The organism is Nitrobacter sp., assembly GCF_051535215.1.
GTDB lineage: Bacteria > Pseudomonadota > Alphaproteobacteria > Rhizobiales > Xanthobacteraceae > Nitrobacter.
The window spans coordinates 1-12,844 of sequence record NZ_JBPPLY010000013.1; the positions used below are offsets into that span (position 1 = coordinate 1).

12 protein-coding genes are annotated in these 12,844 nt (G+C 62.3%); 5 read left to right on the forward strand and 7 right to left on the reverse strand.

What is annotated here, in order from left to right; all coding sequences use genetic code 11:
- Positions 1 to 505: 505 nt before the first annotated feature.
- From ACS3WB_RS12320 to ccmA, 5 genes are all read right to left on the reverse strand, one after another.
- Entirely contained in the window at positions 506 to 1,096 is a 591-nt protein-coding gene (locus ACS3WB_RS12320) for a DsbE family thiol:disulfide interchange protein (RefSeq protein WP_438275846.1), read from the reverse strand.
- Positions 1,093 to 1,272, reverse strand: coding sequence for a heme exporter protein CcmD (gene ccmD, locus ACS3WB_RS12325; protein WP_438275847.1), 180 nt, complete (start codon positions 1,270 to 1,272; stop codon positions 1,093 to 1,095). Before ccmD ends, ACS3WB_RS12320 begins: the two co-directional genes overlap by 4 nt.
- Before the next feature lie 4 nt (positions 1,273 to 1,276).
- A complete protein-coding gene (locus tag ACS3WB_RS12330) occupies positions 1,277 to 2,008 on the reverse strand; it encodes a heme ABC transporter permease (protein WP_438275871.1) in 732 nt (243 codons plus the stop codon).
- A gap of 94 nt (positions 2,009 to 2,102) precedes the next feature.
- Complete coding sequence (gene ccmB / locus ACS3WB_RS12335) at positions 2,103 to 2,771, reverse strand: heme exporter protein CcmB (protein ID WP_438275848.1); 669 nt, start codon at positions 2,769 to 2,771, stop codon at positions 2,103 to 2,105.
- The gene (ccmA, locus tag ACS3WB_RS12340) at positions 2,768 to 3,382 is read right to left on the reverse strand and encodes a heme ABC exporter ATP-binding protein CcmA (protein WP_438275849.1); all 615 of its coding nucleotides are present in this window, start codon (positions 3,380 to 3,382) and stop codon (positions 2,768 to 2,770) included. The genes ccmB and ccmA overlap by 4 nt, the downstream gene beginning before the upstream one ends.
- Before the next feature lie 222 nt (positions 3,383 to 3,604).
- Here ccmA and acnA point away from each other — a divergent pair, with 222 nt between their 5' ends.
- The 4 genes from acnA (at position 3,605) to ACS3WB_RS12360 (ending at position 9,154) form a co-directional block, all read left to right on the forward strand.
- Entirely contained in the window at positions 3,605 to 6,322 is a 2,718-nt protein-coding gene (gene acnA, locus ACS3WB_RS12345; protein ID WP_438275850.1) for an aconitate hydratase AcnA, read from the forward strand.
- A gap of 174 nt (positions 6,323 to 6,496) precedes the next feature.
- On the forward strand, positions 6,497 to 7,273 hold the full coding sequence (locus tag ACS3WB_RS12350; RefSeq protein WP_438275851.1) for a DUF1223 domain-containing protein: 777 nt from the start codon (positions 6,497 to 6,499) through the stop codon (positions 7,271 to 7,273).
- A 626-nt stretch (positions 7,274 to 7,899) separates the two neighbouring features.
- A complete protein-coding gene (locus ACS3WB_RS12355; RefSeq protein ID WP_438275852.1) occupies positions 7,900 to 8,271 on the forward strand; it encodes a DUF2794 domain-containing protein in 372 nt (123 codons plus the stop codon).
- Between the two features lie 274 nt (positions 8,272 to 8,545).
- Positions 8,546 to 9,154 (forward strand): hypothetical protein, encoded by a 609-nt coding sequence (locus ACS3WB_RS12360; protein WP_438275853.1) that lies wholly within the window; start codon positions 8,546 to 8,548, stop codon positions 9,152 to 9,154.
- Positions 9,155 to 9,303: 149 nt separating this feature from the next.
- Here the strand turns inward: ACS3WB_RS12360 and ACS3WB_RS12365 are convergent, their stop codons facing one another.
- Complete coding sequence (locus ACS3WB_RS12365) at positions 9,304 to 9,540, reverse strand: DUF3551 domain-containing protein (RefSeq protein WP_438275854.1); 237 nt, start codon at positions 9,538 to 9,540, stop codon at positions 9,304 to 9,306.
- Positions 9,541 to 9,697: 157 nt separating this feature from the next.
- On the reverse strand, positions 9,698 to 10,765 hold the full coding sequence (locus ACS3WB_RS12370) for a glycosyltransferase family 4 protein (RefSeq protein WP_438275855.1): 1,068 nt from the start codon (positions 10,763 to 10,765) through the stop codon (positions 9,698 to 9,700).
- Between the two features lie 276 nt (positions 10,766 to 11,041).
- On the opposite strand from ACS3WB_RS12370, the gene ACS3WB_RS12375 reads away from it, so the two are divergent.
- Positions 11,042 to 12,805, forward strand: coding sequence for an ABC transporter ATP-binding protein (locus tag ACS3WB_RS12375; RefSeq protein ID WP_438275856.1), 1,764 nt, complete (start codon positions 11,042 to 11,044; stop codon positions 12,803 to 12,805).
- Positions 12,806 to 12,844 lie beyond the last annotated feature (39 nt).

Genomic DNA, 12,844 nt, shown 5'->3' on the forward strand with positions numbered 1-12,844 from the left:
GCCTCTGAGTTCGCGGGCGCCATCTTGCTGGCAGGAGCCATCTTCCCCGCGGGCGCCATCCGGTCGGAGTGGGCGGAGGGCTGGGTCGACTGGGCCATCGACGGCGTTGAAGCGAGCAGACCGAGCGCAAGCGCGGCGGCGGTGATCGAGGCGAGCGTGAAATGACGCATAAAAAGTCTCCCTCCCGGGGCTGTTGCTAGAGCATGATCCCGAAAAGTGGAAACCGGTTTTCGGATAAGATCATGCTCAATCAAAATACAAGGTCAGGGTCTGGTTCAACGTAGTTGAACCGGACCCTGACGGCAAAGCTATCTGCTGATTTGCGGCGGCGCGATGGCCGTAAAATGAACGACAGATAAACGACGGGAATATATTTGCGACGTCACCTGCACGAGTTCTGCGAATCGACTTGGACTATTTTTTTGACAACGCGCAAAGCCGGAGAGGTGAGAGATTTCGGCTCCGGGTGTTTCGGACCAGGCCGGAATGACTCGGCCGGGTGGGATCAGGAGCCCGCCTTCAGCGCTTTCTCGATCTCCGGCTTCAGCACGGTGTCGACGTTGTCCGGCGTGATCGCGCCGACCAGCTTGTAGACGATGGTGCCGTCGCGCCCGACCACGAAGGTTTCCGGCACGCCGTAGACGCCCCACTCGATCGAGGCGCGGCCATTGTCGTCGGCGCCGACGACGCCGAATGGATTGCCGTAGCGCCCGAGGAAACGGCGGGCGTTGTCCGGCGCGTCCTTGTAGTTGATGCCGACGAATTGCACCCGCCGGTCCTTGGCAAGTTCGGTCAGCAGCGGCGCCTCGCCGTGGCAGGGGACGCACCAGGACGCCCAGACGTTGACCAGACTGACCTTGCCCTCGAACGTCGCGGGATCGATGCCCGGTACTGGCCTGCCGTCGCTGACCAGTCCGGACAGCGGAGGCAGCGTGGTTTTGGGTGCGGGATGGCCGATCAGCGCCGAGGGGATTCGCGAAATGTCGCTGTCGCCGAGCCGGAACCAGAACAGCAGCGCCAGCGCGGCGAAGACCACGAGCGGCAGCGCCATCAGCCAGCGTCGTTTCGCCGTCGCGGGCATCGTGGGATCGGTCATTTGACGTCCGCTGCGCTGCGTCCCGATCGCCTCACCGCGCCGGCGGCCTCGAGGTCGCGCAGGCGCGCCTTCTGGCGGCGATAGTCGGCGATCACCCAGATAACCAGCGCCGTGACGACGGTTGCGACCGCGACATAGGACATGACGATGAACGAAGCGTACGGACCGAGCGTCATGATCTTATGCCGCCGACTTGCTGGCTTGCAGCATCTGCAAGGTGCGGACACGGCGGCGCAGAATTTCGTTTCGCATGGCGGCGATATGCAGGGTGAGGAACAGCAGCGTGAATCCGATCGCCATCACCAGCAGCGGAATCAGGAAGGCGCGGTCGAGCGTCGAGCCGCCCATGCGGATCACCGAGGCCGGCTGATGCAGCGTATTCCACCAGTCCACCGAGAACTTGATGATCGGAATGTTGATCGCGCCGACCAGCGTCAGCACCGCGGCGGCGCGTGCCGCGCGTGACGGATCGTCGACCGCGCGCCACAGCGCCATCAGGCCGAGATACATCAGGAACAGGATCAGCACCGAGGTCAGCCGGGCGTCCCATTCCCAGTAGGTACCCCACATCGGGCGGCCCCACAGCGACCCTGTCAACAGCGCAAGGAATGTGAACGCCGCGCCGATCGGGGCCGCGGTCTTTGCCGCGACGTCTGCCAGCGGATGCCGCCACACCAGCGTGCCGAGCGCGGCAATGCTCATCACGCCCCACACGAACATCGACAGCCACGCATTGGGAACGTGGATGAACATGATCTTGACGGTCGCGCCCTGCTGATAGTCGTCGGGCGCGGTCGCGGACTGGTACAGGCCGACCGCGAGCACGAGCACGGTCAGGGCAGCGAGCCACGGCAAAAGCCGTCCGGCGAGTGAGAGAAAGCGGGAGGGATTGGCGAGATCGATCAGCGTCATGGCACCACTGATAGTCGCCGGAGCCAGCGCAGGCAATGCGGATTTGGGTCCGGCTTCCCGCTTGAGCAAAAGTTGATCGGCCGCATCGGGGGACTCAATCCAGCCCGTGCCGCAGGCTTGCCGCCGCTGCAAACGGGCCGATCACGAGGCTTATCAGCGACAGCGCGCACAGAATCGAGAAAGGCGTTCCGAACGGCGATGGTCCCGACAGCGCGGCGTTGGAGGCGGCGACACCGAAAATCAGCACCGGAATCGACAGCGGCAGCACCAGCACCGAGAGCAGCAGGCCGCCGCGACGGAGCACCACGGCGAGCGCGGCGCCGATCATGCCGGTGAAGGTGAGCGCGGGCGTTCCCGCCAGGAGCGTCAGCGCCACCGCGCCGGTCGCGGTGCCGTCGAGGTTGAGAAGCAGTCCGAGTACCGGCGTCGCGGCGACCAGCGGCAGCCCCGCCGCCAGCCAGTGCGCCAGTGCCTTCGCCGCGCAGGCCAGTTCGAGCGGCGTGCGGCTCATGACGATCAGGTCGAGCGAGCCGTCGTCGTGGTCGGCGGTGAACAGCCGATCGAGCGTCAGCAGGCTCGCCAGCAGTGCGCCGAGCCAGAGGATCGCAGGGCCGAGTTTTCTCAAAAGCGCGAGGTCGGGGCCGACCGCGAACGGCATCAGTACCACGACCGTGAGGAAGAACAGCACACCGATCAGCGCGCCGCCGCCGACGCGCAGCGCGACGCTGACATCCCGGCGAATCAGTGCGGCGAGGGCGGTCATGCCGTTCCCCCGATTCGCAGGTCCTGTACGACGATGCCGAGCGGCGTGTGCGTCGCGGCCAGGATGATGCCGCCGCCTTTCAGGTGCTCGGTCATGATGGCGGCGAAGGCGCTTTGGCCGGAAACATCGAGCGCGGAGGTCGGCTCGTCCAGCAGCCAGACCGGCCGTTTCACCGCCAATAGCCGCGCGATCGACAGCCGGCGCCGCTGCCCGGCCGAGAGATAGGCCGCCGGCAGATGCGCGACGTGGTCAAGTCCGACCGTCGCCAGCGCCTGCGCGGCATCGGCTTCCGATGAGCGCGCCGCGCCGCCAAGAAACTCCCGCCAGAAGGACAGGTTTTCGCTGACGCTGAGCGCGGGTTTCAAAGCGTCGCGGTGGCCGAGGTAATGCGCCTGCTCGGGCAACGTCAGTTCGGGGTCGCCGCCCTCAAGACTGACCGACCCTCCCGCCATCGCCAACAACCCCGCCAGGAGCCGCAGCAGGGAGGTTTTGCCCGCTCCGTTGGGTCCGGTGACCGCGACCGCACCGCCTGATTCCGCCATGACGTCGAGACCGGAAAACACCTCCCGTCCGCCCCGCACGCACCGCAAGCCGCGCCCTGAAAGTTTCATGATGACCCTGTTTGCACAGCCGGCGTGCGATCTGTGTGCATGGCTGAAAGGCGGGGAGCAAGCATTGTTGGCGTGGCGGACAGTCTGGAAAAACTCTATAAATTCGGAACTTGATGCAGCACAAAATTCCCCCCAACGAAACCCCGCGCGTCAATTTCTTCTGCGGTGTTTTGATACCGTCAACCAATCCGGTACCCTAACCCCTGGATCGGGATTCCCCACATGGCTTCGCTCGACAGCTTCAAATGTCTGAAAACCCTCAAGGTCGGCGGCAAGACCTACGCCTATTACAGTTTGCCGGCGGCTGAGAAAAACGGTCTCAAAGGCATCTCCAGGCTGCCCTATTCCATGAAGGTGCTGCTGGAAAATCTGCTTCGCAACGAGGACGGCCGCTCGGTGACGAAGGAGGACATTGTCGCCTTCTCTAAATGGCTGAAGAAGCGCAAGCTCGAGCATGAGATATCGTTCCGTCCGGCGCGCGTGCTGATGCAGGATTTCACCGGCGTTCCGGCCGTGGTCGATCTCGCCGCCATGCGCAACGCGATGCAGAATCTCGGCGGCCGCCCGGACAAGATCAATCCCCTGGTGCCGGTCGATCTCGTTATCGACCACAGCGTGATCGTGAACTTCTTCGGCGACAACAAGGCGTTCGCCAGGAACGTGGTCGAGGAATACAGGCAGAACCGGGAACGCTACGAGTTTCTGAAGTGGGGACAGAAGGCGTTCTCGAACTTCTCTGTGGTGCCGCCCGGCACCGGCATCTGCCATCAGGTCAATCTCGAATACCTCGCGCAGACGGTCTGGACCAGGAAAGAGAAACTGACGATCGGCAGGAAGACCGCGACCATCGAGGTCGCCTATCCCGACACGCTGGTCGGCACGGACTCCCACACGACGATGGTCAACGGCCTTGCCGTTCTGGGCTGGGGCGTCGGCGGCATCGAGGCGGAAGCCGCGATGCTGGGTCAGCCGCTGTCGATGCTGCTGCCCGACGTCGTCGGCTTCAAGCTCAAGGGTGCGTTGAAGGAAGGCGTGACCGCCACCGATCTCGTGCTCACCGTGACGCAGATGCTGCGCAAGCAGGGCGTCGTCGGCAAGTTCGTCGAGTTTTATGGTCCCGGTCTGGATCATCTGTCGGTCGCGGACAAGGCGACCATCGGCAACATGGCGCCGGAATACGGCGCGACCTGCGGCTTCTTCCCGGTCGATGCCGCGACCATCGATTATCTCAAGACGTCCGGCCGCGCGGCGGCCCGGGTCGCGCTGGTGGCGAAATATGCCAAGGCACAGGGCCTGTTTCGCACCGCCGCGTCGCCGGATCCGGTCTTCACCGAAAAGTTGACGCTCGATCTCGGCACGGTGGTGCCATCGCTCGCGGGACCGAAGCGTCCCGAGGGTCGGCAGGCGCTGCCCACAATCGCCGACGGTTTTGCGAGTGCGCTCGTGAATGAATACAGGAAGAGCGACGCCGCAGCCCGCTTCCCGGTGGAAGGCCGCAACTTTGATCTCGGGCACGGCGACGTGGTGATCGCGGCGATCACTTCGTGCACCAACACATCCAATCCGAGCGTGCTGATCGCCGCCGGGTTGCTCGCCCGCAAGGCGGCGGCAAAGGGACTCACCGCAAAGCCGTGGGTGAAGACCTCGCTGGCGCCGGGCAGCCAGGTCGTCGCGGAATATCTCGCGAACTCCGGACTGCAACTCGACCTCGACAAGGTCGGCTTCAATCTCGTCGGGTTCGGCTGCACCACCTGTATCGGCAACTCCGGGCCGCTGGCGCCGGAGATTTCGAAATCGGTCAACGACAACGCCATCGTCGCCGCAGCCGTTCTCTCGGGCAACCGCAACTTCGAAGGGCGCGTATCGCCGGACGTGCAGGCGAATTATCTCGCCTCGCCGCCGCTGGTGGTCGCCTATGCGCTGGCGGGCTCGGTGACCAAGAATCTCGCCACCGAGCCGCTGGGCACGGACAAGGCCGGCAAACCGGTTTACCTGAAGGACATCTGGCCGACATCGAAGGAGATCAACGCGTTCATCAAGAAATTCGTCACCTCGCGAATCTTCAAGAAAAAATACGCAGACGTGTTCAAGGGCGATGCCAACTGGCGCAAGATCGACACCGTGCAGAGCGAGACCTTTCGCTGGAACATGGGTTCGACCTATGTGCAGAACCCGCCTTACTTTGAAGGCATGACGAAAGAGCCGGAGCCGATAGCCGACATCGTCGATGCACGGATCCTGGCCGTGTTCGGCGACAAGATCACCACAGATCACATCTCGCCGGCGGGATCGATCAAGCTGACGTCGCCCGCAGGCAGATATCTGAGCGAACATCAGGTGCGGCCGGCGGACTTCAACCAGTACGGCACCCGGCGCGGCAATCACGAGGTGATGATGCGCGGCACCTTCGCCAATATCCGCATCAAGAACTTCATGCTGAAGGACGCGGACGGCAACATCCCGGAAGGCGGACTGACCAGGCACTGGCCCGACGGCGAGCAGATGTCGATCTATGATGCGGCGATGAAGTATCAGCAGGAGAACGTGCCGCTCGTCGTGTTCGCGGGAGCTGAATACGGCAACGGCTCATCGCGGGACTGGGCCGCCAAGGGCACTCGCCTGCTCGGCGTGCGCGCGGTGATCTGCGAAAGTTTCGAACGCATCCATCGCTCCAACCTCGTCGGCATGGGCGTGCTGCCGCTGACTTTCGAAGACGGCGCGTCCTGGCAATCGATCGGTCTCAAGGGAGACGAGACGGTGACGATCCGCGGTTTGCAGGGCAATCTGAAGCCGCGTCAGAAGCTGACGGCTGACATCGTCTCGCGCGACGGCACGCTGCATCGCGTCCTGCTGCTCTGCCGCATCGACACGCTGGACGAACTCGATTATTACCGCAACGGCGGCATTCTGCATTATGTGCTGCGCAAGCTCGCGGCGTAATCGCGTGGTCCGATTACGGCATTCGCGCCTCATTTCAGCGATGATGGCCTCACCGCGAATTGAGTGGCGGGTGAGCGAAAGGCAGCCTATGAAAATGCCGGCCTCTCGCGCTCGGAAGCGTGCTTCCCTTCATAACGCGGGCACACGTCGTGCCGCGATTTCGGTGTGGCCTCGATGATGTCTCAAGGCTGTTCGTCGCGTGATCGTTTGTCTCGACTGTTCGGCGTTTGCGCGCTTGGCGTTTGCGCGTCCGTCGCGGTCGTTCGTCCGACCCTGGCGGATCCGCGCGCCGTGGTCGAATTGTTCACGTCGCAAGGCTGCTCGTCATGTCCGGCCGCCGACAAGATTCTTGGCGATCTCTCCAAGGATCCCTCGATCGTTGCGATGAGCATGCCGATCGACTACTGGGACTATCTCGGCTGGAAGGACACGCTGGCCGACAATCGTTTCACCGCGCGCCAGAAAGCCTATTCGATGATGCGCGGCGATCGCGATGTCTACACGCCGCAGGTAATCGTCAACGGATCGGCTCATGTGATCGGCAACGATCGTGCAGCGATCGACACCGCCGTCCGCGATACGCGGAAAAACGACGAGGTGATGTCCGTGCCGGTTTCGATGGCCATATCGGGCAAGCAGCTCAATGTGTCGGTGGCATCCGCCAGGGCCAACCATCCTTCCGATCACGGTGAGATCTGGATATGTGCGATCGCAAAGGCGGTGCCCATCGCGATCGGGCGCGGTGAGAACGGCGGCCGCGAAGTGACCTACCACAACGTCGTGCGAAGCTGGCTCAAGGTCGGTGACTGGACCGGCAAGGCCGGCACCTGGGCCGTGCCGATCGAGAACATTGCGCGCGATGGCGTCGATGCAGCAGTGGTCTACGTTCAGGACGGCAATCGTGACAGGCCCGGTCTGATGCTCGGTGCGGCCTACACCCCGCTTCACTGACTCGCTTCTTTCATGAGAGCTTTTTCAAGCGAAGCCTGTCCTCGGCCTTGATCCGAGGATGGATACCGGTACGCGGGAAGAAAACGCGTCAAGCATCATGGGAGCCCGTTTCTGGTTCCACCAGAAGCGGACGAACTCCGGCAATCGTCCGATGCTCATGCCGGTTGCGGCAACGTCATCGCCTCCGTGCTGCAGCACTTTCGAACGCGCGCGATCATGCATCAGCGTCGGTCAGCACCGATGACCACTTTCCGAGATGCCTGCCCGAGATGAATGCCTGCGCAAAAAGAAAGGACCAGCTTTCGCCGGTCCCAAGCCGTCCAGTTATGAGTTCCCTGCGAAGGGGCCCGATCCTGACGACCCCGGGGGGCTGGGGGCTGAGGATCCGGTGCCGAAAGAATCGGGCCATCGCAGAGAAGCTTTTCTCGCAATACAGCGGGGCGGTTGCTTGACGGAAATTGGGCTGCATTATGATTTTTGATCAGCGATTTCGTGAGTGCGGTGTTCCGAGCGCGCCGTTTTGACGCAACGTGCGGGATCGGTTCCGGCAGGTTCTGTCGAGACGAGGCCCCTTGCGGCGCGGCCCGTCCGGCGCGATCATGTCGTGACCCTGACAGGAGGCGCCGATGAGTTCGCCATCGGACGACGTCGATCCAAGCGAGAACCGCACGGCAGAACGCAGTCCCGCCGTGCTCCCCGTTTCCAGCCGGGTGACGTTCAATCGTCTCGAACTCAATCGCATCCTCAATCTTTATGGGCGCATGGTTGCCGACGGTGAATGGCGGGATTACGCGATCGATTTTCTGAAGGACCGTGCGGTGTTTTCGATCTTTCGCCGCGCCTGCGAGGTTCCAATCTACCGTATCGAGAAAGACCCGCGGCTGACGCGCAAGCAGGGCGCCTATAGCGTGATTTCGGCCAGCGGGTTGATTCTGCGGCGGGGTCACGAACTCGATCGCGTCCTGCTCGTCATCGACCGCAAGCTGGCGCTGATCTGAGGGCAACCTCTCTCGGTCGCCGTGTCGTCGCCGTGGGCGATATCGCGGGCGGCCTTTTGCAGAAAATTTGAAAACGCGAACGACCGCGCACGCCATCGGCCGGATCGGCGACGGGGTCAAACAACCGCTTTTGGAATCCGTCAAGCAAACGCGGGATAAGCCGTGATCGGGGAGTGACAAAGCGTCGATATTTCCCGAGGATCACTTGATCCGAAGAGGGTGAACGAGGCTGTTGGCGGTGGCTGGCGCGAGAAGACTTCTAGCCGGTTTTGCAATGGCTTGCGGCGCGATGGGGCTGGTCTCGAACCATGCGGATGCGGGGTGGTGGTCGCGCGCCCCGGCTGATTTCGAGGAATGCGCTGCGAACGCGCAAAAGAATGCGGCGTCGTCCGAGGACAAGGACAAACGGCTCACGGCGTGCGAGGTCCAGTTTGCCGGGCGACGCAAGCCCGGAGGCGGCTATACCTACTTCGACTTCATGCAGAACCGGCATTTCGACATCGCAGGACCAAACCCGACTGCGGAAGAGCAGAAATACATCGACCAGCAATATGCCGCCTTTCTCAAGGACCAGCGCCGCAGCATCATCGCGGCGGCGTTTTTCCGGAAGCAGCAACAGCTAGAGCGGACCCAGATCGCGACCCCGGCTGTTCCCAAGCCGGCGCCCGATCCTCATATGCGCGCCGGCAGCATCAAGCCGGCGGCAGCGCCGAAAGCGTTGGACAAGCGCGCAGCCGCGCTTCCGCTCCCCCGTCCCAGGATCATGCCTCGCTGTGAAAAGGAACTTTTCTCGGCCTGTGGCTGGTCGCAGATTTCGACCGGCATGCAGACCCTAAAAAGGGTCCTGTTCGGCTCGTCCTCCGGCAAACATGAACGAAGCTAATGAGCATGAGGCCGAAAGGCCGCTCCGGCTCCGGGGTGGAACCGGTTTCGGATTTGCTGGATCACAAGGATCAGGCTGGTTCACGAAGCTGGATCAGACCCCGAAGCGGTCGCATCGGATGAACACGGATCCATCCATCATGGCGCGGCTTAACGGTAATGTTCCCGCTCGCGAAAAGCGACGCGCGGGTTGAGGCCGCAATGGGCGTAGGTTCCCGACGCCGTGGCCATGCACTGCCGGTAGGTCGAGAACTGGCAGTTTCCGGGATAACCCCATTCCCTGCCTTGCAGGCAGTACCTGTAATCATAAGCCGAAGCCGGCGAAGCCGCGGCTGCGACCATCAGGACGAAAGCCGTCAATAAAGCCGCGCCAATCGGATTGCGCATTTCGCATCTCCTTTGTGAAATGAACTTTGTGAAATGAACAAATCGCAAATGAGGACGTTCCAATTGTCCTCGGCTGATGCGAAGAACAATCGAACCGGTTGGCGGGAGCCGTCTCGCGGATATCGTCGTGACGCTCGCCGCCGAGTGGATAGTCGTACTATTCCGCGCTGCTGACCAGCTTGATCTTCGGCGTCGCGGCCTCGACCAGCTCATGATAGGCATCGAGGTAATCCAGCGCCATGCGTCGCGCCGTGAAGCGCGCCTCGAATTCGGCCCGGATCGTCCTGCGGTCGAGGGTCGCCAGACGGTCGACGGCGGCGACGGCGCTGATCTCGTCCTCGACGATAAAGCCAGTCAGGCCATCCTCGACGATTTCGGCGACCGAGCCGCGATTGTAGGCGATGACGGGAGTTCCGCACGCCATGGCCTCGATCATGACAAGGCCGAACGGTTCGGGCCAGTCGATCGGTAGCAGCAGCCCGAGGGCGCCACTGAGGAAATCCGGTTTTTCGCGGTCGCTGATCTCGCCGATATACTCCACGAGCGGATGGTCCATCATCGGGCGGATGAATTCATCGAAGTAGTCCTGATCGGCCCGGTCGATCTTCGCGGCGATCTTGAGCGGGATGCCGCAGCGAATGGCGATCTTGATCGCGCGGTCGACGCCTTTTTCCGGAGCGATGCGTCCAAGGACGGCAAGATAGTCCGGTCTGACGGGCCGCGGCGTCAGCAGATCTTTTGGGAGTCCGTGATGGATCGTGCGCAACCAGCGGGCCTGGGGCACCGGACGGCGTTGCGCATTCGAGATGGAAATGACCGGAATTGATGAAAATGTGTTGAATACCGGCTGATGCTCCGGAAGATCGAGCCGTCCGTGAAGCGTCGTGAGAAAGGGCGTCGGCTGCCGTGAAAACAAGGAGAATGGATAGTAGTCGAGATGGAAATGGAGGATGTCGAATTCCTCGTCGTCGCACTTCCGACGGACCCGTTCCAGCATGACCATATGCAGGGCGTTCGGATCCCGCACGGCGCCATCGAGCCGCAGGGCTTTCGGCCACATCGCATCGAGCCGGGCCGAGGTGTGAGAATCGCCGCTGGCGAAAAGCGTCACGTCGTGACCCAAGGCGACGAGCTCCTCGGTCAACCAGTGAACCACGCGTTCAGTGCCGCCATACAGTTTCGGCGGGACAGCCTCCGTCAACGGAGCAACCTGCGCAATGCGCATCTAATCGTCTCCTGTCACATTTACGTTTTCATGAGATTTAAAAGCCCTCGACAGCGCCAGCTTCGCCGCTTCGGGGAACGCATTCGCGTCAGCGCAGTTCCCTACATTCTTCCACATTGTCGTCTTGCTGATGCCATCACAGCCTTTCAGATAGGCTAAGCAGTCAATGCAACGAAGTTTCTGCGTATTGACGGCTTTTCTGAGGGTCTTGTGGGGCGGCTGGATCCGAGGAGACGTCACATCCGATCAACTCTGAAAGCGCCTCGGTGGGAATGCATGAACGATTTATCGGGATATGCCGGTCGGCCTTTCTCCTTCGTGATGCGCTATTGCCGTCAGCGATCGGCTTCGCATCTCGCAATCCTTTTTTGCGTTGTGGCGGCGGTGGCCTGTTCGGTGGGAACGCAATACGGCGTGAAATCGCTGGTCGATGCGCTGGCATACGGGCCTGCGCACAGCGGGGCGGTGTGGCTGGCACTTATCTTTCTCATTGCGCTGATCGCCGCCGACAACTGTCTCTGGCGAATCGCAGGCTGGGTCGCGAGCTTCACCTTCGTCGGCGTCACCGGTGATCTTCGCCGTGATATTTTTCGGCATCTCACCGGCCATGCGCCGAGCTATTTTGCGGACCGGATGCCCGGGATGCTGACGAGCCGGATCACGGCGACATCGAACGCTGTGTATACCGTCGAAAACATGCTGCTCTGGAACGTATTGCCGCCCTGCATCGCGACCATCGCTGCGATTGCATTGATCGGAACCGTCAGTCCGGCGATGGCGGCGGGCCTGACGATCATCGCCGTCGTCATGATTGCCGCGATGTTTAAAATGGCGGCGGCGGGAAAGCCCCTGCATGATGATTTCGCCGACAAGGCCGCGGCGGTTGACGGCGAGATGGTCGATGTCGTCAACAACATGCCGCTGGTCCGGGCGTTCTGTGGGCTCCATCACGAGCATGACCGTTTTGATACGACAGTCGGACGGGAGCTGAGCGCGCGCGGACGGAGCCTTCGCTATCTCGAAAAGCTCAGGATCACCCATGCCGCCATTACCGTCGTGCTGACGATTTTGCTATTGGCATGGGTTATCACGCTCTGGCAGCGCGGCGGCGCCACGACCGGCGACGTCGTGCTGGTCTGCACGCTCGGCCTCTCGATACTGCATGCGACGCGCGATCTGGCGGTCGCTCTCGTCGACATCACCCAACATGTCGCGCGCTTGTCCGAAGCCGTCGCGACGCTGCTGGTTCCCCACGAATTGACCGATCATCCCGAAGCAGAGCCGCTGCGGGGCCATGGCGCGGCCGTCGCATTCAACACCGTCACGTTTAGCTATCCCGGCAGTCAGACGGTGTTCGAACGGTTCAATCTCCGCCTTCAGCCCGGACAGCGCGTCGGACTGGTCGGTAAATCCGGCGGCGGCAAGTCCACGCTGTTCGCGCTGTTGCAGCGGTTCTACGATCTCGAGCGCGGCAGCATCACGATCGACGGCCAGGACATTTCGCGGGTCACGCAGCAGAGCCTGCGCGCCGCCATCTCCGTGGTGCCGCAGGACATTTCCCTGTTTCATCGCTCCATTCTCGAGAACATCCGCTATGGCCGTCCAACGGCGAGCGACGACGAGGTGCTGCGAGCGGCGATCGCGGCGCGTTGCGATTTCGTCGAAAGCCTGCCTGAAGGGCTCGCGACCATGGTCGGCGATCGCGGCGTGAAACTCTCCGGCGGGCAGCGCCAGCGCATCGCCATCGCGCGTGCCTTCCTCAAGGATGCGCCGATCCTGCTGCTTGACGAGGCGACCGCGGCGTTGGACAGTGAATCCGAAGAAGTCATCCGCGAAGCACTCGGTCGCTTGATGCGGGGCCGCACCGTGATTGCGATTGCGCACCGGCTTTCGACGTTGCGTGATTTCGATCGTGTCATTGTGCTCAAGGATGGAAAGATCATCGAAGACGGTCAGCCCGGCCGCTTGATTCGCAAGGACGGACACTACGGGCAGCTCGTCGCGAAGGAGATGAGCCGCCTCTCGGTTCATGCGGCCTGAGGCCGTCCGGGGCCGCGCGATGGGAATCCGGCAGGGGTC